Source organism: Chitinophaga sp. S165 (genome assembly GCF_003182155.1).
GTDB lineage: Bacteria > Bacteroidota > Bacteroidia > Chitinophagales > Chitinophagaceae > Chitinophaga.
This window is the reverse complement of record NZ_QGTG01000001.1, coordinates 436924-461803: the sequence shown is the minus strand read 5'-3', so window position 1 is coordinate 461803 and position 24880 is coordinate 436924. Positions and strand designations below refer to the sequence as shown.

The window sequence follows — 24880 nt, the reverse complement described above, 5'->3', positions numbered from 1 at the left end:
ACATTTACAGATGAAAAAGATAACCTACTATATACTTGCTGCTGCGTTAGTCATCGCTTCCGGATGTAGAAAATACCTGGAAACAGCGCCCGATCAGCGTACCCAGCTCAATACCGTCGAGAAAGTAGGAGAATTGCTTGGCACTGCCTATCCGCAGGCGGACTACGCAACCTTCACCGAAGCTGCATCTGATAATGCGTCGGACAAAGGCGCCGGCGCCGGTATGTTGAGTGAGAACATCAACACCGCACCATATTTCTTTCGTGATGTAACTGAAAGAGCTCAAGGCTCGCCAACCTATTACTGGAATGCCTGCTATTCAGCTATCGCAGCTGCTAACCAGGCATTGGAAGCGATCAGCAACGCAGAGGATCCGGCCGATTATAATGCACAAAAGGGAGAAGCCCTGGTGGCCAGGGCTTATAATCACTTTATGCTGGTCACTTTGTTCTCAAAGGTCTATGATCAGGCCACCGCAAGCCAGGACCCCGGCATCCCTTATGTAACAACTCCTGAAAAGGTCGTAAATGGACAATATGAAAGAAAAACAGTAGCCTTTGTTTACGAACAGATCGAAAAGGACCTGCTGGAAGGCATGCCGCTTATTGACAATACCGCCTATAAAGTACCTAAATATCATTTTAACAAGGCAGCAGCCAATGCATTCGCTGCACGCTTCTATCTGTATAAAAAAGATTATCAGAAAGTGCTTACCTACAGCAACAATGTATTCCCTGGAGGAAATATCAGGTCTAACCTGCGTCCGTGGGTGACTGTATATAGTCAGTTGACAGGACAGGAAGCGGAAGCGATCTACACAAAGGCCTCAGAAAATGCCAATCTGTTGCTGGTAGAAGCGCCTTCCGACTGGGCCCGTTCCTATGGTGTATACCGCTATGGACTGAGAACGGACCTCGCCAGAGCCCTTTTCAGCTTCCGGAATGTAACAGGTGGTGTATGGGTTCAACCGCTCTATTATGCCGGTACGAATACCGACAACCAGCTGGTATTAAAATTCCGGGAACACTTCGTACGTTCCAGTGCCAATGCAAACATCGGCGTTCCTCATACGATCTTCCCGTTGTTTACGGCGGAGGAAGCCTTGTTCAACCGGGCGGAAGCCAATATCTACCTGGGAAATCTTACGGCGGCCAAGCAGGACCTGAATGATTATGCCAGTATGCGTATTGAAGATTATACCGCCGATTTCAGGCTTACAGACACCAAGTTGAGGAATTATTATGGCACAACAGATATAAAGGCAGCCCTCATCTTCACTGTACTGGATTTTAAACAGGCTGAGTTCATCCAGGAAGGAATGAGATGGTTTGACATATTACGGTATCACATCCCTATTGTCCATACGAACGTGGCCGGAGAAACAGAAACCCTGGCCCCGAATGATCCCCGCCGCCTGTTCCAGCTTCCGCAGGAAGTAAAACTGGCCGGCCTTGAACAGAACCCCCGTTAATCCGCTTAAACTAATTGACTATGAAACAAATGCAGATAAAATTATTAATGGCCTTTATCGTTCTGAGTAGCCTTATGGCCTGCTCTAAAGACGATAAAATAGATAACGTGAACATCCCTGGCCTTGGCGGAGAGACATGGGAAAAAGGTCCGCTGGACTTCTGGATTGATTCCGTTTTCACAAAGCCTTACAATATTGAAGTAAAGTACCGTTTTGAGCGTTATGAACTGGCGCTGGACAAAACCCTGGTGCCGGTTATGGAAAATAAAGTACAGCCAGTGATGTCCACTATCCTGAAGACATGGGCTGCGCCTTACATAGCCGAAGCAGGAGAAACCTTCTTCAAGACCTACTGCCAGAAACAGTTCGTGCTGGTAGGTAGTCCGCAGTTCAACTCCAACAATACCATCACCCTGGGTACAGCCGAAGGCGGCCGGAAAGTAGTGCTGTTCTGGCTGAATGATTTCGATCTGACTGACAAACCTTTTGTACGTGAAATGCTCCATACCATCCACCACGAGTTTGCGCATATTATGCATCAGACCATTCTCTACCCGGTAGAATTTAAACGCATCTCCACCGGTTATACCGGCAGCTGGAATGATTACACCCTGGGGGAAGCACTGGAAAGGGGCTTTATCACGCAATATGCCCGAAGCGCACCAGACGAGGACTTTGTAGAAATGGTAGCCACTATGCTGGTAGAAGGCAAAGACGGTTATGATGACATTGTTAATTCAGCACCACTCGAGGCAAGGCCACTATTCCGTCAAAAAGAGGAGATCATTGTCCGTTACTTTAAAGAGAGCTGGAATATTGACTTCTACAATTTGCAGACCCGTGTTCAGGATGCTATTGATAATTTGTAAAACAGGAAACATGCTTCATAACAGACTATATATCTTACTGCTGGCGATTCTTTTTGCAGCCTGTTCGAAGGACAAAACAACCTCTCTTTTCGGAGAGAAGCCGGAAGAACGCATGGAGAAAGCCCTTGCAGAATACAAAGCCACACTCACCGGAAGCACTTACGGATGGAAAACTGCCGTTTATCCTTCCGCCGGCGGAGGCTATAGCTTCTTTTTCAGATTTGGTACCAATGACAGGGTCACGATGTTCAGCGATGTGACTCCGGCAGCAGCAGGAACATCTATGGAAAGCACATACCGCCTGAAAGCCGTACAAAGGCCATCGCTACTGTTTGACACCTATTCATATCTGCACCTGTTGTCCGATCCTGACCCGAACGTTTATAACGGAGAAACAGGATCTGGTTATGCAATTGATTTTGAATATGCTATAGACAGTGTTTCTGCTGATACCATCAAGCTGACAGGCATCGCCTTCGGTACAAAAATGATCCTTGTAAAAGCTACTCAGGCCGAGGCGGAAGCATATACAGCTGGAAACGTTGGAGATCTGATTGCAGGGATAGAGGATTATATACAGCAGACTCCCTGGTTATATCTGCAGTTTCAGGACGGGAACAGGCTACAGGTAAGCATCAATACCTTTACCAAAACCTTTACACTTATCTATGTTGATGGTTCGGGACAGGTGCAGCTGTTATCAAGCCCATACTATTATACACCGAACGGCATATACCTGCAAACTCCTCTTACTTATGAGGGGAATACCTTCCAGGAGATGTTCTGGGATAGCGCCAAAGAAGTCTTTTACGTTACTATTGATGGTCAACGGATAGAAGTAAAAGTCGCTCCCGCTTCAGTAGTGCCGATGCACAAGCTGTTGGGAGTTGACTTTTCTTCCCTGATCGTACCGCCCCAGCAACTGCCGGGATGGTCGGATACCTTCACCGGTATCTATACAACGATCGCATCAACAATGCCATTCAACCTGACGCTGTATTTTACGGAATTTGCCTTTGACGTAAATCAGCAGGTAATGAATGTGAATGTATATGTGATACAGAACAATGCGCTTTTCCTGGCAGAATACCCGTTCACTTATACTATGACGGCAAACGGCGTATTTAACTTCACCGGACAGGCTTTCGAGGGCAATGCCGTACCGCTGGCAGCACACATGGCGCCGTTATTGGATTATATCCGTAATGACCGGTTTACAATGGAGCTCTTTGCCGATACGCAGGAAGGAAATGGTATCTTAGGACAGCTTAAAAGCGTAGAACATCCCGATTTCTTCTTTACAGGGTTCCGTGAATAGAAAATCAGCGACGCTATAAAGATCAGGAAGAGGAACTATCGTGATGTTCATGATAGTTCCTCTTCTTTGATCTTACCAGGTAATATAACGATGAAGGTCGCTCCTTCATTTGGTTTCCCTACAGCCCTGATCACGCCATGGTGATTTTCCACGATCTTCTTACACAGCGCCAGCCCGATACCCGTACCATCATACAATCTCCTTTCATTCAAGCGCTGGAAGATGGTAAAGATCTTTTCCGAAAATTGCTGTTCAAAGCCTATTCCATTGTCCGCAAATTCCAGTTTGACATAGGGAATATCATCCCGCAATTCAGGATATAATGCTCTTTCAGTTCCCGTTACCAGGACTCCCCTGATAGTGATAAGCGGCTGTTTATCAGAGAACTTTAGTGAGTTACCTATCAGATTAATAAACAGTTGTTGCAGCTGCAATGGAATACCCTTTACAACAGGCAGGCAATTGTCTTTAATTACTGCCTGCTTCTGCTCTATAAGCAGGTCGAAATCACCTTTTACCTGCTGTAGGATAGTGTTGAGATCTATGTCTGTAAACTGCTCATCCCTGTTGGACAGGCGTGAATAATTCAGTACGTCGTTGATCAGTTGCGTCATACGCACCGCAGAAGACTGGATCTTGTCGAAATAGTTATTCACCGGCGCTCCATCCTTCAGGCTTTTCTGCAAGAGGTCCGAAAATGTTCTGATCTTCCGCAACGGTTCCTGCAGATCATGACTGGCAATATAGGCAAACTGTTCCAGTTCAGAATTCTTGCGTAGCAATTCCGCTGTACGCTCCTCCACTTTCTTTTCCAATTCCTCCGCACTGTGTTGCAGGATGTCTATGGCATGGCGATGCAGCCTGGAGATCCTGACCTGCGCCCGCACTCTTGCCAGCAATTCCTTTGCGGAAAAAGGCTTGGTCAGATAGTCGTCAGCACCGATATCATACCCTTCAATTTTAGCTTCCTCCCCTGCCCTTGCAGACACCAGGATGACTGGCAATGAATTAGTTAATGGTTCATGCTTAATATGCTGCAACAGTTGGATCCCATCCATTTCAGGCATCATAATATCACTGATCACAAGTTCCGGCAGATTGGCGTTTATCTTATCCAGCGCTTCTTTACCATTGGCAGCAGTATCAACTGAATATTGTTTTTCAAGCAGGCGTTGGAGATAATCTCTCATATCAGCGTTGTCGTCTACAACAAGCAAACGCGCCTTTTCTTCTCCGGCCGGCACATGGTCGTTCATAACGGTCCCGTTATCGCGCCCCAGGTGAAGTGCTTCAGTAACATATGCATCACTCAGTCCTGACGCATGATTATCAATGCTCTTCTCCATTATCTGATCTTCAGGCAGATGAGCGCTACCCAAAGGAAGCCTGACCGTGAAAGCGCTGCCAATACCTTCTTCACTTGCTACACTGATCTCTCCATGATGCAGTTGTACCAGCTCTTTCACTAGTGAGAGCCCTATGCCAGTTCCTTCATACGTTCGCCCCCTGGTATGTTTAATACGATGGAACCGTTCGAACATGTGCGGCATCTCTTCTGCAGGAATGCCAACGCCGGTATCTTCAACCCGTAGTACGGCATGGTCGTTCTCCTGTTTCAGGGAGACGGTTATGCTACCTCGCAGCGTATATTTAAATGCGTTAGATAACAGATTGAGAATGATCTTTTCCCACATTTCCCTGTCTACATAAGCCGGCATTGTCAGTGAACGGCAATCAACAGTAAAGTGCAGCTCCGCGTGTTCCATTGCCGCCCTGAAGGTGCTCGCAATGTCTTCGGTAAGTTCGGTAAGATCGACCGGGAAGTATTGTGCGCGTACCTTATCGGCCTCTATACGGCTAAAGTCCAGCAGTGTGTTCACCAGGCGTAAAAGGCGGAGGGCATTACGATGCGTTGCCATGATATGCGCCTCCTGGTCTGGAGTAAACGTACCCTCATTTTGCGACAACAGCTCTTCCAGAGGGCCGAGCATGAGCGTAAGAGGTGTTCTGAACTCATGGCTGATATTACTGAAAAAGACCGTTTTGGCCCGGTCTATTTCCATTAGTGCCGCTGCTTTTTTTCGGGCTTCCTCAACCGTACGGACGTTTACAATACCGCTGGCTATCTGGTCGGCAACCAACTGGAAGAAACTACGGTACTTTTCATCTAGCTGACGGTATGGGCTTAGTCCGACGATGAGCAATGCAAAGGGGCATATCTGTCCGCTTTGTACAATCGGTATTACTAATGCCTGGTCAGGACTGATTCTCCAATTACCTGAAGGCAGTTGGCCATACCGGCTCTTTAACCCGCTGAGAAGCACCGCTTTGTTTGTTTGGATAGCTTCCTCAAACTTCCACTCCCTGGCCAGGGATGACGCGACTTCCAGCGTATCTGGCAGGATGGCGCCTGAAAGAGAGTCGTCCGTTTTGGCCGTCATTTCCAGGATACCGGTTTTTAAGTCGGCTTTGTAAATGCAGGCAAAAGGAAAGTCGTGCTGATTCTCCTTCAGAATGGAGATGGTCTTTCTGAATATTTCATCGTCACTGAGGCTGTCAGGCAGGTTTTTACCCAGGTCTTTCAGCGTCATAAGCTGTCTTTCCCCTATAATACGCTCAGTATCGTCTGTATTGGCGCAGATGATGCCGTTGGTGCCGCCTTCATCACCAGGAACGGGACTATAGGAAAAAGTGTAGTAGGTTTCCTCCGGATATCCGTTACGTTCCATGATGAGCAAGAGTGACTCATCGTAAGTTCCCTCGTTCCGCTCCATGGCAGTAGCTGCCCGTGGCCCTGCCTCGTCCCATATTTCCTTCCATACCTCACTGGCGGGCATCCCAAGTGCTTCAGGATGTTTTCCGCCTACAATGCTTTTATATGCGTCATTGTACAGGTTAATAAGATCACTTCCCCACCACACAAACATAGGTTGCCGGGAGGTCAGAATGATGCGGACACAGGTTTTCAGGCTTTGTGGCCAGTTTTCTACTGGACCCAACGGCGTTTTTGACCAGTCCCTGGAGCGTATACGTTCCCCCATTTCGCCGCCTCCGGCGAGAAATTCAGGGGCTACAGTCTTTGTTAGTTCCATAATTGCTGAATCGTCATTAATCTCTTCTCAAAACTTGCTCCAATCTCTTTGTAAGGAGAGAAATGCTGGGAGGTTTAACGATATAGTCTGCAGCGCCTAGCATTATCGTTTCGGTGATGTCTTTCTGCTCTGAAGAAGTGGAATATATAATAACCGGTATATTATTCAGGCGGGGGATCTTTTTGAGTTCCCGGAGACACTCCCTGCCGCTCATGCGTACCATATTGAGATCGAGGAAAATGAAATGTGGAGTGAAGGCATTGTCTATATGCAGCTTGTCAAGTGCTTCAATGCCATCATTAGCGGTTACAAAGCCTATATTTTCATCTATCGTATTGAGCGCCATGGAAAAGATTTCCTGGTCGTCGCCATCATCGTCAATAAGAAAGCAAATAATTTTTTCCTGCATATGTGTCAAAACTTACCCAATATACACATTATCGGATTACACAGGAGCTCAGTTAGTAACGAAAAAACCCGGAACGCATGGCTCCGGGTTCATTTGATATAATTGCACCAAGTAAATAAAGCTTATCTGGCTTATGCCTGTTGTTCAGGCTTACCTTCTGAAGGCGCAGCAGCCGGACGTGGCTCACGCGGCTCTCTTGCCTGTTGTTGCACACGTTCTTCTTTCTGTTCTTTCGTATCCATCTTCTTTTTCGCGCTCTTAGGTGCGAAAATAGCGATCATACGTTTACCTTCCATGGTCGGCATACCTTCCAGGGCGCCTACTTCAGCCAGCCTTTCAGCGAACTTCAGCAGGATCAGTTCTCCACGTTCCTTGAACATGATAGCACGGCCCTTGAACTGTACGTATGTTTTAACTTTATTACCGTCTTTGAGGAATTTCTCAGCATGTTTTGCCTTGAAGTCAAAGTCGTGATCGTCTGTATTTGGCGTAAATCGGATTTCCTTTACCTCGCTCTTGTGAGCTTTCGCCTTCATCTCTTTTTCCTTTTTCTTCTTCTCGTAAAGGAACTTATTATAGTCGATGATGCGGCATACCGGAGGTACGGCATTTGGGGAAATCTCTACAAGATCCAGTCCCTGCTCTTCCGCCATGCGCAGGGCTTCTTCTGTGCGGTAAACGCCAACCTCAATGTTCTCGCCTACCAATCGTACTTCAGGCACACGTATCATTCTGTTGGTACGGTGTTCCTGTTGCTGTTCTCTTCTAAAATTGGGGTTTCTACCCCTGTTGTTACTGCTGTTAAAACTTGGTCTGGGTCCTTGTGGCATTAAAAAAAATAAAGTTACTAATTAATAATTGTCAGTAGTCGTCCATAGTCCATGAACAATGTCTTACAATCAATCGTCCGTCGGGATGATTTGATCTCTGGACGCTCGTTTGTATCTGTGGACTATAAAAGCAATTAACGTACCCGAAAATACAAAAGTTCAATTAGTTAAAAATATATTTTATGATCTTTTGTTTGTGAAATGACTTATTCGAATGGTTTCCTGCTGAGTACTTCCTCTTTTACGAGTGCGATGAACTGTTCAAGGTCCATTGCTCCGAGGTCGCCTTTAGCTTGTCTACGTACCGCGACCTTGCTTTCAGCAGTTTCCTTCTCACCTAATACGAGCATATAAGGAATTTTGGCAAGTTCGGTTTCCCTGATCTTTTTCCCTATTTTCTCGTTGCGGTCATCTATTTCTGCGCGAATTTCCGCATTTTTTAACAATTCTGCTACTTTTTCTGCATAAGCCTGGTTCTTGTCACTGATTGGCAGGATCTTCACCTGGGTAGGTGTCAGCCACAGCGGGAATTTACCTCCGCAGTGCTCTATCAGTACCGCGATGAAACGCTCCAGTGAACCGAACGGCGCACGGTGGATCATTACCGGGCGGTGTTTCTGGTTATCGGCACCTACATATTCCAGTTCAAAACGCTCTGGCAGGTTGTAGTCCACCTGGATAGTTCCCAGCTGCCATTTACGGCCCAGGGCGTCTTTAACCATGAAGTCGAGCTTCGGTCCATAGAACGCAGCTTCACCATACTCCACTACCGTTTTCAGGCCTTTTTCGGCTGCTGATTCGATAATAGCCTGTTCCGCCAGGTTCCAGTTTTCGTCCGATCCGATATATTTAGCCCTGTCTTCCTGATCGCGCAGGGAGATCTGAGCTGTATAGTCAGTAAAATTCAGGCTGTTGAACACGTACAATACCAGGTCTATCACTTTGATAAACTCCGCCTTCACCTGGTCAGGACGGCAGAAAAGATGCGCATCGTCCTGAGTAAAGCCACGTACACGGGTCAGACCATGCAGTTCTCCATGTTGCTCGTAGCGGTAAACAGTTCCGAATTCAGCAAAACGTACCGGCAGGTCCTTGTAGCTTTTCGGGCTGGATTTATAGATCTCACAGTGGTGCGGACAGTTCATGGGTTTCAGCATGAATTCCTCACCTTCTTCCGGCGTATGGATAGGCTGGAAGCTGTCTTTGCCATATTTCTCGTAGTGACCGGAGGTAACGTACAGGTTCTTACTACCGATATGGGGTGTCACAACCGGCATGTAACCGCTTTCTATCTGGGCTTTCTGCAGGAAGTTCTGCAAACGCTCACGCAGCATAGCGCCTTTCGGCAGCCATAAAGGTAAACCCAGTCCTACTTTTTCTGAGAAGGTAAATAGTTCCAGTTCCTTCCCCAGCTTACGGTGGTCACGTTTTTTAGCTTCCTCTACCAGGTGCAGGTATTCATCCAGCTCTTTCTGGGTAGGGAAAGTGATTCCGTAGATACGGGTTAGCATTTTGTTCTTCTCATTACCCCGCCAGTATGCGCCGGCAATGTTGGTCAGCTTGATAGCCTTGATAAAACCGGTGCTGGGAATGTGTGGTCCGCGGCAAAGGTCTGTAAAGTTACCCTGTGTATAGAAAGAGATGGTACCATCCTGCAGGTCCCTGATCAGTTCCAGCTTGTACTCATCGTTCTTTTCGGTGAAATATTTCTCTGCTTCGGCTTTGCTTACTTCGCGGCGTTCGTAGCTGCTGTTCTTTTTTGCCAGTTCAGCCATCTTATCGCCTATCTTCTGCAGGTCCTCGTCAGAGATGCTGCGTCCTCCCAGGTCAATATCGTAGTAGAACCCGTTCTCAATAGCGGGCCCGATACCAAACTTCACCCCCGGATAAAGTTCCTCCAGCGCCTCCGCCATGAGGTGGGCGGAAGAGTGCCACATGGTAGCCTTACCGTCAGTATCTGTCCATGTCAGCAACTGCAGCGTGCCATCCGTTGTAATTGGCCGGGACGCATCCGTCACCTGACCATTGAATTTTGCGGCCAAAACTTTACGTGCCAATCCTTCGCTGATGGATTTGGCAACATCCATTGCAGTTACTCCTGCTTCATACTGACGAACTGCGCCATCCGGTAGTGTAATGTTGATCATACGATTTGAGCTGTTATTTCTACAGCTATTTGCTGTTTTGCTTTTTGTATTGATTTTAAATAGCCAATAAAATCGGCTTGCGAAGTTAAGAAAAATGACGGCATTTTAGTATATCAAATGTAATGGCCTTCACTGCATTCTTACCTCATATGGCATCTTTAATACCGTAAACTGTCTGTAACCTCCACACAACCCAGCATTCCGTTACCGAAATAAGGATTCTGCGGCTTATTGCTTTTGCTCAGCCAGTACGCTCCCCTGTCATTGAAAGCCATTGGACAATACTGCCGGTAGATGGTCTTACCTTTCAGTCCCGTGCTCTGAACAATATCGTACAACATATCGGAAACTGCCTCAAAACCTGCCCGCTTTTCTTCCAGGCCCTTTTCTCCCAAAATGCCGGTCAGCTCCGCACTGATACTCCCGGTTGCCATACCGATAGCGCCCAGCTTTGTGGAATCTATCTGCAACGCCTTCAGCGGAAGACTGTCGATATGCTGCTTCAGGATAGCCGCCCACTTGTCCGCATACGTGATATTACCCTGGGATAGACCGTCCGTCAGGTCATAATAAGCGTCCATGGTCACCTGCAGGGAATCATAGAACACAGCAGCGTAGGGCGCTATCAGCGGACCACTTTCCGATCCGGATGCTGCGGGATGTTTCGCGGCCTCATTACAGGCAAAGAACGCGGTGATAACCAGAAATATAGCGAACCTCATGTTTTATTTTGCTTTTAACGTCAAAGATAATTGAAACAGTCGATAGAACTACTCACCAGACTATGGACTCTCCCCGAAAAGCACTACCTTTGCACCTCTCAATTAAATTTAGCAATGCTAATCGCACTACAGGATGTAACTTTCGAGTTTGGTGCCAGGGCTATCGTAGAAAACGCCTCCTGGCATATTGTACCGGGCGACCGTGTAGGTCTGATCGGGATGAATGGTACCGGTAAATCCACCATTTTACGCGTGATCAACGGTGAGTACACTGTTTCTAAAGGAAGTGTAAACAAGATCAAAAATCTTTCCCTCGGGTTCTTTAACCAGGACCTGCTAAGTTTCGAATCTAACGAATCTATCCTGAGCGTGGGTATGACCGCTTTCGGAGAAGCCCTTCGTCTGGAAAAGGAACTGGAACGCATCACAAAAGAACTGGAAACCAACGAGAGCGAAGCCATCCTGATGGAATATGCCGACAAACTCCATGAGTTTGAAGTCCTCGACGGTTATAATATGCGGCATAAGACCGCCCAGGTGCTGGAAGGTCTCGGCTTCTCCACAGCTGACCTGGAACGTCCCTACAGCCAGTTCTCCGGAGGCTGGCGTATGCGTGTGCTGCTGGCTAAACTGATCCTGCAGCAGCCGGATGTGCTTATGCTCGATGAACCGACGAACCACCTTGACCTCCCTTCCATCGAATGGCTCGAGAAATACCTTCAGAGCTATAACGGGGCTGTGATCATCGTATCGCACGACCGTTATTTCCTGGACAGGATGGTCAACAAAATAGTAGAGCTATATCAACAGCAGTTACACCACTATGCGGGTAACTATGAAGATTACGAAGTAGAAAAGGAACTGCGCCGTGAAATGCAGCAGAGCGCCTACGAAAACCAACAGGACTACATCCGCCAGCAGGAACGTTTTATTGAGCGCTTTAAAGCCAAAGCCTCCAAAGCGGCCCAGGCGCAAAGTATTGCCAAACGCCTGGAAAAACTGGAAAGAGTAGAACAGGTAGACGGTGGTCCTTCCAAGATCCGTATCAACTTCACTCCTGATAAAGTACCCGGTAAGATCATTACCACTTTAAATAACGTCACCAAACGTTTCGGCAACCTGACCATCCTCGAGAATGCCAGTGCCGAGATCAACCGTGGAGACAAGATAGCCCTGATCGGGGCCAATGGTAAGGGTAAATCCACCCTGCTCCGCGTTATTGCAGGTACAGAGCCGATGGAAGGTGAACGTATCGGCGGACATAACGTCGTTCCCAGCTTCTATGCCCAGCATCAGCTGGAAAGCCTGGACCTCAACAGCGAGATCCTGGATGAACTGAAGAACTTCGGCAGCGGCCGTTCTGAAGTGGAGCTCCGCTCCCTGCTCGGTTGTTTCCTCTTCACCGGAGACGATGTATATAAAAGGATCAAGATCCTGTCCGGAGGTGAAAAGGCCCGCGTTGCACTGGCCAAAACCATCATCAGCCAGGCTAACTTCCTGCTGCTTGACGAGCCGACGAACCACCTGGATATGAACTCCGTACAAATGCTGATCGATGCCCTGGCTCAATACGATGGCACCTATGTACTCGTATCCCACGACCGTTACTTCGTGAGCCAGACTGCCAACAAGATCTGGGAGATCGTAGACGGTGAGATCAAGGAATTCAAAGGCACCTATGCTGAATGGGAAGAGTATAAAAAGCGTCAGGCAGAAAACGCTAAACTACTCGCGTCTGCCGACAAAGCCTCTGATGATTCAAAAAAAAAAGAAGTAAAGACAGAGCGCTCAGCTAATAGCAACAATAATAATAGTAATAACAGCAACAAGAACAATCAGCAGAAGAACGCTCCTATAGACAAGGACAAACAGAAGGAACTACAGAAGCACAAGCGTCAGTTCCAGCAACTGGAGGAACAACTGGCCCGTCTCAATGAAAAGAAGGCTGCGTTGGAAACCTCCATGAATGATCCGGAAACCTATTCAGACAAGAAACGCTTCCAGCAACTCGAATCTGAATATGCGCAACTGGGCAAGGAGCTGAAGCAGGTGAATGAGGAATATGAGAAAGCGTTCGAGAAACTGATGGAACTTGAAGGCTGATTGTAAATCATTAACGAGGCATATGACCGGTAAGCGGTTTATGCCTCGTTTTATTTGCAACACCTTTTTCCGCTTGATAAGATAAGCAGATGGTCTGCCAGACCGCCTGACCGGCTTAAACCGGCTATTGATCTGAATAGTATGGCAGGAACTACGGCAGAACAACAACTGCCCGGAATAGAACAACTGCAAATAGGTATAGAACTCGTACCTTCAATATCGCGAACTAACAGAGATATCATATGCAACGCATACTCGTAGTAGAAGACGAAATCAAAGTAGCTAATACCGTCAAAAAGGGATTGGAAGAGAATGGCTTTGAAGTAGATGTTGCCTACGATGGTAGAATGGGTAAAAGCCTGGGCGCCAGCAATAATTACGACCTCGTTATCCTCGACCTGAACCTGCCCCACGCCAACGGCTACGAAGTATGTGAAGTGATCCGCCGGAAAAATAACGCTATCCCCATTATTATGCTTACAGCACTGGGCGGTATGGACGATAAAATGCAGGCCTTTGAACTGGGAGCTGATGATTATCTCGTTAAACCGTTCGACTTCAGGGAGCTAATGGCCCGCATCAGGGTATTCCTTAAACGTGCCGGTTCCGAAGTACAGGAAAATACACAATATAAGATCGTGATCGGCGATCTTGAAATAGACCGTGAGAAAAAAGAAGTGACCCGCGCCGGTAAAAAGATCGCCCTGACAGCCAAAGAATATCAGTTACTGGAATTCCTGGCCCTGCATAAAGGCAAGGTGATCTCCAAACTGGTGATCGCCGAAAAGGTTTGGGATATCGACTTTGATACCGGTACCAACGTGATAGAAGTATATATGAACTTCCTCCGTAAAAAGATAGATAAAGACTTCGATAATAAGCTGCTCCATACAAAAACAGGGATGGGATATTACCTTGCCGAAGAGTGAAGATCAAATATAAAATAGCGCTCTCCTATTCTATTTCAGCATTCGTACTGCTGAATACTTTTGCTATACTGGCATACTATTTCTCTGCGCAGTCCCGTAAAGCAGAATACCTGGAACGCCTGGAATACCGCGCCCGTTCTATCGCCAATGTGATCATTGAAGATGATTACGTAAAGGTAGACCTGCTTCGCAAACTTGATAAGACCACTTTCCAGGACTTATATAAAGAAACCATTCTCGTATATAATCCGTCGTACGACCTGCTTTACTCCAATATAAAGGATACGGCCATCCGTACCTCACGCCATTTGCTTGACTATATCAAAAAGAATGGCGAGTATAGTCATGAACGTGATGACAACGGAGAATTAGTAGGCGTATATTATACTGAAGGTAATGTATCGGTGATCGTACTGGTCACCTCTTTTGATAAATACGGCTTTCAGAACCTCCTGAACCTGCGGCAGATCCTGATCATTGAAATTATTGTCGCCGTCATTCTGCTGGTGGTGATAGGGTATTTCTTCGCGGAACGGCTTGTTCAGCCTATTGACAAACTGGTGCGGCAGGTGCAGACCATCAACGCCAACAATCTCCAGGGAAGCACGGTCGACGCCAAAGGCAAGGATGAAATAGCGCAATTAGGGGCCAACTTCAATACCATGCTCCAGCGTCTGAGTAATGCCTTTGACCTCCAGAAGAGTTTTGTAAGCAATGCATCTCATGAACTGAGAACACCGCTCGCATCGATTATCAGCCAGTTACAGGTGGCGTTGTCCAAAGAAAGAAGCAAGGAAGTTTACCAGGATATCCTCGCATCTGTACTGGAAGATGCACAACACCTGTCAGACCTTAGTAACGGACTGCTACAGCTGGCCCAGTCAGGGCTTGACGAACAACAGTTTGTTTTTGGAGAGGTCAGGATAGATGAACTGCTGCTGGACATGGGTAACCTCATCAAACTGAAACATGCACCGGCTATACCGGGAGCAGAACCACAGAAAGCCCCACGGGTAGATATCCGTTTCCTGAAGGTCCCCGAGCATGATACTGAACTGATATGCGAAGGCAATGAAAGCCTGCTGAAGATCCTCTTCCTGAACCTGCTGGACAATGCTTTGAAATTCTCTACCGATAATACGACTTTCGTTACTATCGACTTTACTTCCGACAGCATACAGGTGCTGGTAAAGGATAACGGCAGAGGAATTCCGGTTGAGGAACAGGTGAAGATCTTCGAGCCTTTCTACCGGGGCTCTAATTCACACCAGGTACGCGGCCATGGCCTGGGTTTATCCATCTGCAAAAAGATCGTCCAACTGCATAACGGACAGATCTCTGTAACGTCCGTAGAAGGACAAGGCACGACCTTTACAGTGATATTGCCTCACCGCCATCAATAAAACGGCCATTCCCTTCATATTTTAATGAGTTTTTAATTGCCTTTAAAGCCCCCTTTAAGTAGGATTGCGGAGCTTTGCCATAATTCTGAAATACGTCATGAAATTTAGCTTCTTCTTCCTCATCTTATTTGTCGCAGGTCTTTGCCTGACGGCATGTAAGCATCCTGAGATCGACGGGGGCGCTACTAAAAAGACGTTTGTGCTGAGTGATACAATGTTGAAAACGATCAGGATAGACACGGCGAACCTGAAACCTGTACAAAGAGAGTTACAGATGAGGGGGAAAGTTGTCCGGAACAACAAAATGGCCCACAACACAGATGTAGTGATAGATGTGCCTGCGGCTGATCTGTTAAATGTGCAAACCGGTGATGAAGCAGAGATCATTACAGACAGCCTTCCCGAAAAAGTGTTTTATGGAAAAGTCGAGAACGTGTCTCCGTCAAAAGATTCGTCAACAGGGCATCTTAACATACTGCTAACCAGTCCGGAAGCATGGCTGAAACCCAGAATGAAGACCGCCGTGATCGTACACTGTAATGACGGGAATGATATGATCGCTATTCCCGAGACAGCGGTGATCGCAGATCATAGTAAGAATTTTGTACTGGTGTTTAAAGACAAGTACAACATCCAGGTGAGAGAGGTGAAAACGTACACGACCACGGGTGATATTATCTATATCCTCAGAGGACTGAACGTAGGTGAGAACGTAATATCTGCACATCAGCAACAGATATACGAAGCGTTAAGTGACAATTAAATGCTGATCAATAAGGTTTTAGTTCGCATATAGGTTGATAGAATGGACATGCAACGCGCAGCTCTTACAGGTGATTTCATTTGTTTGAACTGTTCAACATGCTCAATTACTCCGCCCCGCCGCAGAAGAAACAACGCGGGGCGGTTTTTTTATTTTTCCCCCAAACGCGGCCTTAACCGTTGTTTTGACTTGTTGAAGAACATAGTCCCATTATCCACTCCCTTTCTCAGCTGCTCGCGCTCCTCTTCAGGCAAATGCAAAACAGACTGACATTCAGGACTGCAGGTACCCTCATATTGAGCGGCACATTCATCGCACTGGATGAACAGCAGGTGACAGGCATCGTTCTTACAGTTGGTATGTGTATCGGAAGGTTTGCCACATTGATGGCACTTAGCGATCACTTCGTCCGTAATACGTTCTCCCAGCCGGTCGTCAAATACGAAGTTCTTTCCCTTGAACTTCAGCGGGAGCCCCTGGGACTTTGCTTTATTAGTGTATTCAATGATACCGCCTTCCAGGTGGAAGACATTTTTGAACCCCTTATGCAGCATGTAGGCCGACGCTTTCTCGCAACGGATACCACCTGTGCAATACATCACGATGTTCTTGTCTTTTTTGTCCTGCAACATGTCTACCGCCATAGGAAGCTGTTCCCGGAAGGTATCAGAAGGTACTTCTATAGCGTTCTCAAAATGCCCTACTTCGTATTCGTAGTGATTACGCATATCCACAACAATGGTATCGGGATCTTCGGTCAGCTCGTTAAAGCCTCTGGCGTCCAGGTACTTACCTTTATTAGCCATGTCGAACGAAGGATCGTCAATACCGTCGGCAACGATCTTTTCGCGTACTTTGATCTTCAGTACCCAGAAGGACTTACCATCGTCATCCACCGCAATGTTGAGGCGGATACCATTAAGGAAAGGATAAGAATACAGCGTTTCTTTAAAAGCTTCGAAATTGTGCCCGGGAATGCTGACCTGTGCATTGATACCTTCATGCGCCACATAGATGCGGCCGAATACGCCCAGCGCAAACAAACGCTGGTATAATTCATCACGGAAAGCGTTGGGATCTTCGATCTTAGCGTACTGGTAGAATGATGTAGTGACGCGCCGGAATGTCTCGGCAGCCAGCCGAACTTTCAGTTCAGCGGCGGATACTCTGTTGTGTAATGCCATTTGCTTAAAGAAATTTTAAGAACACTTGCCTTGTGAGCAAAATTTCAGTTATCGCCTTGCCAGCATTGAGTTTGAGAAGGATACTTTTTAGTCCCTGACTAAAAGTATGTCCTAATCATTCCAAATTGGCAGGGCGGCGCAAAGGTACTAAAATTCTCAGAGTTCTCCCTGCCAGGTCTCTGTTTCCCTGGACCATTCGAAAAGAATGGTAGTGAGATAATAAGCAGTGGCGCTGATAATCAATACATATCCGGCAAATCCGATGGTGAGGTACTCCGCCAGACCGTTCCAGTCATTCACCTGGGCCACATACGCCAGGGTCGCCATTAAGATTCCTACAAGGAAAGCAATCATTGCAATTCTTTTCATAAGGGATAGTTATGTTAGAGATTCACATGAAAGTGTTATACGATACACAGGTAAACTGGCTCAAAATATGTTTACTATTACTACAACGTGTAACATAGGGAAATTGTTCAGCCAGTCGGAAACATATCCCAACCTTTATAACTATTTGATTATTATCGTATATAAAATAATACTAAGACCTGGCATTCTTTTTGAAATTAAAGGTATAGGACAAGCAAATCAGATTAACCCAAAAATGTGAATTTATGAGTACAGTTTTTCTTTACATCTTTTACTTTATTGTCGGTTTGTGGATATACCGTCTACTAGCTTACTTCTACGATCGTGATCCCAAAGAAAGCTACAAAGCAAGAAAAGAAAGATTTTAGGCAAGCACAGGGAAAGTCAGTACGGCTTTCCCTTTTTTATTGGACGGATTCATCCTGTTGTGGTCTTATGAGGCCGCCGAATAATCCTCCGAAACCAACTCTTACACCAATGCGGGTATCGTCTTTACTCTGATATCCCGCTATTACATCAACGCGGATCACTTTCAGAATATTTTCCAGACCTGCGAAAACTTCGATGTAATTATTGTCACGGTTCACATAGAAGGCATTTGAGCCCGCTACCAGGTTCCATTTTAACCGGTTGAACAAAGGTATCTTATTGGTCAGCAAGCCGTTAAAGTGATGTTCCACATTAGCTACCCCATACAGTGAAGCCGTATTGCTGTACCGGTAGTATGGCGCAAGCTGGAAACTATTGAGGTATTGGGTATTATAGAAGGTCTGGTTACCGTTGAAGTGCTGGAAATCAGGTATGTCCACATGCGAACTGTTGAGGAAACCGCCTGCCCCAAAACGGTACTTAAATTCCCCGAAAAGCTTCAGGTTGATATTATCCCGTACTTCGAAGTTCCATTTGTCAAAATCAGCATCGCTGCCGGCTATGTCGGGAATGCCCTTGCTATAACCTACCCTGAATACCGGGTATTTTGAGCCGATGGCCACCTTCCTGTCGGGCAGCTCTATGAAACGTTGTCCGGGCTGGAAGGAAAATGACAGGTTCAGCACCAGCGCCTGGTTCCTGTTGAAAGGAATGGCGGCCAGCTCGTACGGGTGATTGGGCAGGAAATGTTTACTGCTGTCTTTCCGGATGCTGTAATCCGTGGTGTTCTCCACAGGTATCCTGTCCTCGTAGGAGACGCCCGCTGTAATGGTGGCGCTGCTTTCGAACCTGCGCCGGAAACGCAGTTCTCCGAACCAATTTTCATACAGCTTCATGTAATTATCCTTGAATAACAAGGTGTAAAAGATATTGGCTATCGGGGTGATGGGATTGTCCCTGTTAAACTGGGAAATACGCTTTCCTCCCCCTATCGTCCACACATTGTACCCATACCGGCCTGCCAGTTTTGCATCTTTTTCCCATGACACGAACGTGTAAGCATTCAGATGGGTATTGCTAAAGCCGTACCTTATCCGGGGTGCGATCCTTAACGCTTGTCTATTCGGCAGATCAAACGCCAATGTAGGTTCCACATTCAGGGACACGCCTTCTACAGTATTGTATTCAACCTGCGTCAGCAACGACTTTATATCCAGGCGATGATAATAAATACCGGTATCCCGTTTAAAGTAGAATTTATGTTCTACCCCGCCGGTGCTGTACAACAGTTTCAGCGGATTGACGGGCCGCTGTCTGCTACGCAGTGTATCAAGTCTCCAGGTAGATTTTGCGCTGTCTCTCCTGTCGCGTGCTATGCTGTCTTTCTTGCGAAAATCTGATACTTCTTCCGGCTCCAGCGGCACCGGACGTACACTATCCCAATAGGCCAGCTGTTTCCTGTCGAACGCCGTGTCATATCGCATGATGGTCCGGTCGAAGTATTTCTTTGGCAGATCAGGCGTTACGTCGTAGTTGGAGTAGATATTGACAAAACTGCCTTCCACATTAAAACCAAACTGTTTGATGGTCAGGTTGATCACCTGATCTTTCGTACGCCATACTGCTGCATTCACGGGCACATGTATCTGGGTGATATGCAGCGTATCCATGATCTCCAGCTGATATTCCTGCGTAACCATCATATCGAGGCTGTGTATACGCCAATCATCATCAGTAATAAAAATGTACCCGGAGAACAGCGGTTCATATTTGCGTCGGGGAATGACCTTGATCTTATTCACTGTTTTACCGTCGTCCTGAAAGACGCCTTCCAGCCTGTATTTATAATAAAGCAATGCATTTTCGGCGATAGGTGAAATAAACCCGCGTTTATTGAACTGGGAAACCATCGCCGTTACATTATTCTCATAAAAGTCAATGAAAGCAGGGAAACTGAAACCGAAACCTCCACCGCTCTGGCGGGCGGACAAGACTTCCACCTTCACATCATCCGGTCTTTTGACGGCTACTTTTGTGAGAGATTCTGAAAGAAACAACACTCCTCTCCTGTTGGAGTCGAGCCCCATTTCGTCAACGTCTTCGGGTTTGATCTTTTGTCCGAGGAAACTGTTAGGCATATCCCGCATCTTAAAGATGCCTTTAATATAGTCGTTGCAGGTATACTCCTTTACCTGTTCAAGATAGAAAGAACGTTTCTTAATAGCCTGACGGATAATAGCATAGGCAGGGTCTTCTCCACCTGATTTTACAATGACTTCTTTTATCTGAAGGCTTAAGGGCGATAGTGTGAAATTGATCTCCTGGTCGGCGGTAGTCACCGTTACCTGTTTCTCTTCCTTTTTGTATCCCATATACTGGCACACTAACGTATAAGCACCTGTGGGAACATCCAGGTGGAATTGTCCGGCGGCATTGGTAGTAGTGCCATTGGTCGTTCCCTTAATAAACACAGATGCAAAAGGCAATGCTTCCTTCTTTTCGCTGGTCACTTTGCCACGTATGATACCGGCCTGGGTATGGTAGAAGATAAGAGAGAAAACAAAGGCTAGTATCGTTCTGAGCATGTTCGATATTTATAGGTAATAACGTTTCCGCTCTCCAGAGGAGAATTAGTCAAATAAATATACAGTTTACAAGGAGAACGCCGGTAGCCTGCAGCGCTTTTATCTCAATTTTAACAGGTTGGTTGCAAATGGATCAGCTTATTCAGGCGACGGTTTTCTTCTTATACCTGAGATAACTGCCGGTTAATCCGCCGAGACCAGCTACCAGTCCGCCTATGAATGCACTCACCACCCCTATCAGGATCGGGTTCCTCACTTTAAGTATGAGCTCACTCATCCTGTTGGCCAGAATATGATCATTCTGTACGTCTTTGAGGAATGCCAGCGCCAGCCATAGCAGGAATACGGCGATAAACCCATTCATGAAAGAACGTAAAGGAGGAAGTGGGATGAGCACTGCTACCAGGAATGCCGCTACGGCCACGGTCCACCACCAGAAGAAATAACCACCCAGGAAGCTGAGTACAACAATGAGGATAAAACGAGGTACGGATTTCATATATGGGAAGATAAGAAAATATTAGCGGAATCATAATGTTTCCACATAACGGCTGATCTTCTTATAGATCTTTTTAGCAAGATACCTGTTCAGCGAAGATGCATCATCCTTATCAAGCATTTCGTTGGCGAGTGTCCCATCTTGAAATTTCCAGAGTATATCGTCGGTTACACTGTCATAAAGTTCCAGGGTGATCCATTTATGTGGCTTATCGCCGGGACGGGTTGGTCGCAGAGTCGCATAATCCTCTGTTATCGTTCCCGTGATCACGCCGTCTGCTTTCAGTAATTTGCAAAGAACATCTTTATCCACAAAATATGCCCTCGACAGATCTATCCCTGCGGCTTTCAACCGGGTATTAGTCACTTCAACATCTTCCAGGCTGATATGCCGGCCATCGGCCGTCAGTGCATTATAAAAAGCCTTCTGATACATTAATCCTTCGTCACGTTGATAGGCCTTTAACTGTCCATAACTGTCTTTTACTTCCGCGGCTAAAACCCGGAAGGGCAATACAACAAGCTTTTCGGTGGATTTCTGTGCGTACAGGAATTGGTTGGTAACAAGGATAACTACAGTCAGTAGTGACAGAATACGTTTCATAAGGATATAGGTAGATAACGATAGAGATACTATGATTCACATGCGTCTTAAACACCGGGAAGCATATACGGCTTCCCGGTATTTAAACTAATTATTTACTTTGTTCCAGTGCCTGAAGGATATCTTCCAGGATGTCCTGTGCATTTTCCAGTCCTACGGAAATACGGATCATTCCAGATGTGATACCCACTTTAGCACGTTCTTCGTCAGTCAGTTTTGCGTGTGTGGTGCTGGCAGGATGGGAAGCGATACTTCTGCTGTCTCCCAGGTTAGCCGTGAGCGTCAGCATTTTCAGCGCGTCCAGGAAGCGGGTACCTCTTTCAAGGCCGCCTTTCAGTTCGAAGCATACAATACCTCCGCCTGCGGACATCTGCTTTTTAGCGATGGCGTATTGCGGATGGCTTTCCAGCATCGGGTATTTTACCCAGGTGATGCTGGGGTTTCCTTCCAGGCCTTTAGCCAGCGCCAATGCACTTTCTGAGTGGCGTGCCATGCGGATATGTAATGTTTCCAAGCTCTTGCTCAACACCCATGCATTGAACGGAGACATTGCCGGACCGGTGCTGCGGCAGAAAGAGTGGATCTCTTTTATCAGATCTTTTCTTCCTACTACTACGCCACCGAGTACACGCCCCTGTCCATCCATCCATTTGGTAGCGGAGTGGGTCACGATATGTGCGCCATCAGCGATAGGACGCTGCAATACCGGTGTAGCAAAGCAGTTGTCCACGTTAAGGATGATGTTATGCTTGTCGGCGATCTTCGCCAGCAGGCTGATATCTATTATTTCCAGTCCCGGATTTGAAGGCGTTTCGATGAAGATCATCTTTGTGTTAGGCTTGATCAGCGCTTCAACGGTTTCCGGTTTATTGATATCGAAATAGCTGTATTGAATACCCCATTTAGGGAGGAATTTCGTGATCACCGTATGGGTAGAACCAAAGATGGAACTGGCGGAGATCAGGTGATCGCCGGCATTCATCAGGGCCATGAAACTGGCAAATACCGCGCTCATACCGGAAGCGGTGGCATATCCGGCTTCAGCTCCTTCCAGGGCACATACCTTCGCTACAAATTCATCTACGTTAGGATTGCTGAAACGGCTATAGATATTATTATCTGTTTCGTCAGCAAAAGTGGCGCGCATTTCTTCCGCACTGTCATATGTGAAACTGGAAGTCAGGAAAAGCGGCGTGGAGTGTTCCATTTGCCATGTCTTCTCTGTCTGGATCCTGACTGCATTGGTCTCCGGCCGGTATTGGTTTTTCTCCATCGATGTATACTGATTCTATTGATGATTAGAATAATTAGCCAGACAGGTCCTTTCATACACCTGCCTGATAGCTGTTACGGGCAATTACCCGTTCACCCTTGTTTCCCAGGTGAGGCCTCCGCCTGCTCTGCGCAGGGTTTCCGCAACGGAACAGTATTTGGTCATGGACAGTTCTACAGCGCGTGCTGCTTTATCAGGGTCTACATCGCCGCTGATATGGAATATCACATGCACTGTCTCCCAGATGGAAGGTTCTTTGCCTTTCTCTCTCTCTCCTTCTATCTCGATACGGAAATCGGTCATTTCCTGGCGTTGCTTTTTCAGGATCATGGCAACGTCAATGGCTGAACATCCGCCCAGTCCCATTAACAGCATCTGCATGGGTCTGACGCCGTTGTTCTTTCCTCCATTCTCCACGGAAGAATCCATTAATACCTTATGCCCGTTCGCATCGACTGCTTCCATGTTGAACGCATCATCTAGTCTGTGTAGTGATATCTTCATTTTGAGCTAAATTATTCTCCAAAGATACTTCTCCGGAAATCAAATCCCAAATACCCCCTTTCCCGGTCATTATGCATTAAGCATTTTTTAACTTAGCTTTGCGCAAATTTTTCCGGGGCATTGACAGCACATAACTTCCATCATAAACAGCCATTTACCTTAGAATCCGGCGCAGTGCTGCCGGAACTGCACGTTGCATATCATACGTATGGCACCCTGAACAGTAACGGCGACAACGTAGTCTGGATCTGTCATGCGCTGACAGCCAACTCCGATGTAATGGACTGGTGGAAGGGGCTCATCGCTCCCGGGCATGCTATAGATCCGGAGAAGGACTTTATTGTCTGCGCCAACATCCTGGGGTCCTGCTATGGCACCTCCGGCCCTCTTTCCAACAATCCGGTTACCGGCGAGCCTTATTTCCATTCCTTCCCCCATATTACTGTACGTGACATGGTCAATGCACATGTATTGCTGCGTCAGCATCTGGGCATAAAGGCCATTAAGCTGCTCATGGGTGGCTCTATGGGCGGATACCAGGCCCTCGAATGGTCATTACTGGAACCGGCTGTTATTCAGCGTTTAAGCCTGCTTTGCACCGGGGCTTCCGAAAGCGCCTGGAGCATCGCCATCCATACGGCCCAGCGCCTGGCTATTCAGGCCGACAGCACCTGGCAGGACGATAGTTATGCCGCCGGCGCCCAGGGACTGAAAGCAGCCCGCGCTATCGGTATGCTGACCTACCGCAACTACCAGACCTTCGTACGTACCCAGTCAGATCCTGACAATGAAAAGACGGACCATTTCCGTGCGTCTTCCTATATCGAATACCAGGGCGATAAACTGGTGAAGCGCTTCAATGCCCAGTCTTACTGGCTGCTCAGCAAGGCAATGGACAGCCACAATATTTCCCGTGGCCGGAATACCGATCTTGCAGGTGCGCTTGCACTCATATCCCAGCCCGCACTGATCGTGGGTATTACCAGCGATATTCTCTGTCCGCCGGAAGAACAGCTTTTCCTCTCACAACATATGCCGCAGGCCACCTACTACGAAATAGATTCTACATACGGCCATGACGGGTTCCTCATTGAATTTGAGAAGATCAATAACATCCTGAAGAACTGGATGTGTTAAGGCTTATGCCTTTATTTGGACGCGTTTACAACGCGGATTTTTTTGTGCCGATAATTCTCACATTTGCGATCACATCACAAAGTTAAATAGAAAAGAGATGCGGGAAATACGGATTCTAAAGACCTCAATTGACTGATTTACAATATATTAATCTAAGGCGCCAAATAACGGCATATCTCCATTCCATCCAGGAATAAAACAGCATTATACAAGGTTTATACAAGGCTTAACTTACGTTCATCCTACGTCTTTGAACGTAAGATGAACGTAAGTTAAGCCTTGTATGAACCTTGCATAATCC

Annotated in this window: 20 protein-coding genes; 8 read left to right on the top strand and 12 right to left on the bottom strand. The window is 46.9% G+C overall.

Annotated features, from left to right (window positions below; genetic code table 11):
- Positions 1-10: 10 nt before the first annotated feature.
- The 3 genes from C7475_RS01715 to C7475_RS01705 are packed head-to-tail and all read left to right on the top strand — an operon-like array spanning position 11 to position 3658.
- Complete coding sequence (locus C7475_RS01715; protein ID WP_110050393.1) at positions 11-1471, top strand: RagB/SusD family nutrient uptake outer membrane protein; 1461 nt, start codon at positions 11-13, stop codon at positions 1469-1471.
- A gap of 20 nt (positions 1472-1491) precedes the next feature.
- On the top strand, positions 1492-2340 hold the full coding sequence (locus tag C7475_RS01710) for a putative zinc-binding metallopeptidase (protein ID WP_110050391.1): 849 nt from the start codon (positions 1492-1494) through the stop codon (positions 2338-2340).
- A 10-nt stretch (positions 2341-2350) separates the two neighbouring features.
- Positions 2351-3658 (top strand): DUF4302 domain-containing protein, encoded by a 1308-nt coding sequence (locus tag C7475_RS01705; protein WP_158286387.1) that lies wholly within the window; start codon positions 2351-2353, stop codon positions 3656-3658.
- A 47-nt stretch (positions 3659-3705) separates the two neighbouring features.
- On the opposite strand, the gene C7475_RS01700 is transcribed toward C7475_RS01705, so the two are convergent.
- The 5 genes from C7475_RS01700 to C7475_RS01680 form a co-directional block, all read right to left on the bottom strand.
- Complete coding sequence (locus C7475_RS01700) at positions 3706-6750, bottom strand: ATP-binding protein (RefSeq protein ID WP_110050387.1); 3045 nt, start codon at positions 6748-6750, stop codon at positions 3706-3708.
- Positions 6751-6766: 16 nt separating this feature from the next.
- Entirely contained in the window at positions 6767-7159 is a 393-nt protein-coding gene (locus tag C7475_RS01695) for a response regulator (RefSeq protein ID WP_110050384.1), read from the bottom strand.
- Positions 7160-7290: 131 nt separating this feature from the next.
- Positions 7291-7989, bottom strand: a complete 699-nt coding sequence (gene infC / locus C7475_RS01690; protein WP_199236158.1) for a translation initiation factor IF-3 — start codon at positions 7987-7989, stop codon at positions 7291-7293.
- Between the two features lie 206 nt (positions 7990-8195).
- The gene (gene thrS, locus C7475_RS01685; protein ID WP_110050379.1) at positions 8196-10136 is read right to left on the bottom strand and encodes a threonine--tRNA ligase; all 1941 of its coding nucleotides are present in this window, start codon (positions 10134-10136) and stop codon (positions 8196-8198) included.
- Between the two features lie 158 nt (positions 10137-10294).
- A complete protein-coding gene (locus C7475_RS01680) occupies positions 10295-10858 on the bottom strand; it encodes a DUF3347 domain-containing protein (protein WP_110050377.1) in 564 nt (187 codons plus the stop codon).
- A 114-nt stretch (positions 10859-10972) separates the two neighbouring features.
- On the opposite strand from C7475_RS01680, the gene C7475_RS01675 reads away from it, so the two are divergent.
- The 4 genes from C7475_RS01675 to C7475_RS01660 all read left to right on the top strand — a co-directional run bounded on the left by C7475_RS01675 (position 10973) and on the right by C7475_RS01660 (position 16056).
- Entirely contained in the window at positions 10973-12961 is a 1989-nt protein-coding gene (locus C7475_RS01675; RefSeq protein ID WP_110050375.1) for an ABC-F family ATP-binding cassette domain-containing protein, read from the top strand.
- Positions 12962-13203: 242 nt separating this feature from the next.
- Positions 13204-13890 carry a response regulator transcription factor gene (locus C7475_RS01670; protein ID WP_089836354.1) on the top strand — a complete coding sequence of 229 codons (687 nt, stop codon included), beginning with the start codon at positions 13204-13206 and terminating at the stop codon, positions 13888-13890.
- Positions 13887-15293 carry a HAMP domain-containing sensor histidine kinase gene (locus tag C7475_RS01665; protein ID WP_110050373.1) on the top strand — a complete coding sequence of 469 codons (1407 nt, stop codon included), beginning with the start codon at positions 13887-13889 and terminating at the stop codon, positions 15291-15293. The genes C7475_RS01670 and C7475_RS01665 overlap by 4 nt, the downstream gene beginning before the upstream one ends.
- A gap of 97 nt (positions 15294-15390) precedes the next feature.
- On the top strand, positions 15391-16056 hold the full coding sequence (locus tag C7475_RS01660) for an efflux RND transporter periplasmic adaptor subunit (protein ID WP_110050371.1): 666 nt from the start codon (positions 15391-15393) through the stop codon (positions 16054-16056).
- A 149-nt stretch (positions 16057-16205) separates the two neighbouring features.
- Here C7475_RS01660 and C7475_RS01655 read toward each other — a convergent pair whose 3' ends face one another.
- The 7 genes from C7475_RS01655 to C7475_RS01625 all read right to left on the bottom strand — a co-directional run bounded on the left by C7475_RS01655 (position 16206) and on the right by C7475_RS01625 (position 23442).
- Entirely contained in the window at positions 16206-17240 is a 1035-nt protein-coding gene (locus C7475_RS01655; protein WP_110050369.1) for a rhodanese-related sulfurtransferase, read from the bottom strand.
- Positions 17241-17396: 156 nt separating this feature from the next.
- Positions 17397-17609, bottom strand: coding sequence for a hypothetical protein (locus C7475_RS01650; protein ID WP_146217437.1), 213 nt, complete (start codon positions 17607-17609; stop codon positions 17397-17399).
- 404 nt (positions 17610-18013) lie between these two features.
- Positions 18014-20563 (bottom strand): DUF5686 and carboxypeptidase regulatory-like domain-containing protein, encoded by a 2550-nt coding sequence (locus tag C7475_RS01645; RefSeq protein WP_110050357.1) that lies wholly within the window; start codon positions 20561-20563, stop codon positions 18014-18016.
- 142 nt (positions 20564-20705) lie between these two features.
- Complete coding sequence (locus tag C7475_RS01640) at positions 20706-21062, bottom strand: hypothetical protein (protein WP_110050355.1); 357 nt, start codon at positions 21060-21062, stop codon at positions 20706-20708.
- Between the two features lie 30 nt (positions 21063-21092).
- Entirely contained in the window at positions 21093-21665 is a 573-nt protein-coding gene (locus tag C7475_RS01635; RefSeq protein WP_110050353.1) for a hypothetical protein, read from the bottom strand.
- A gap of 91 nt (positions 21666-21756) precedes the next feature.
- A complete protein-coding gene (locus C7475_RS01630; protein ID WP_110050351.1) occupies positions 21757-22938 on the bottom strand; it encodes a PLP-dependent aspartate aminotransferase family protein in 1182 nt (393 codons plus the stop codon).
- A gap of 84 nt (positions 22939-23022) precedes the next feature.
- The gene (locus C7475_RS01625) at positions 23023-23442 is read right to left on the bottom strand and encodes an OsmC family protein (protein WP_110050348.1); all 420 of its coding nucleotides are present in this window, start codon (positions 23440-23442) and stop codon (positions 23023-23025) included.
- A gap of 120 nt (positions 23443-23562) precedes the next feature.
- On the opposite strand from C7475_RS01625, the gene metX reads away from it, so the two are divergent.
- On the top strand, positions 23563-24579 hold the full coding sequence (metX, locus tag C7475_RS01620) for a homoserine O-acetyltransferase (protein WP_110050346.1): 1017 nt from the start codon (positions 23563-23565) through the stop codon (positions 24577-24579).
- The last annotated feature ends 301 nt before the right edge of the window (positions 24580-24880 follow it).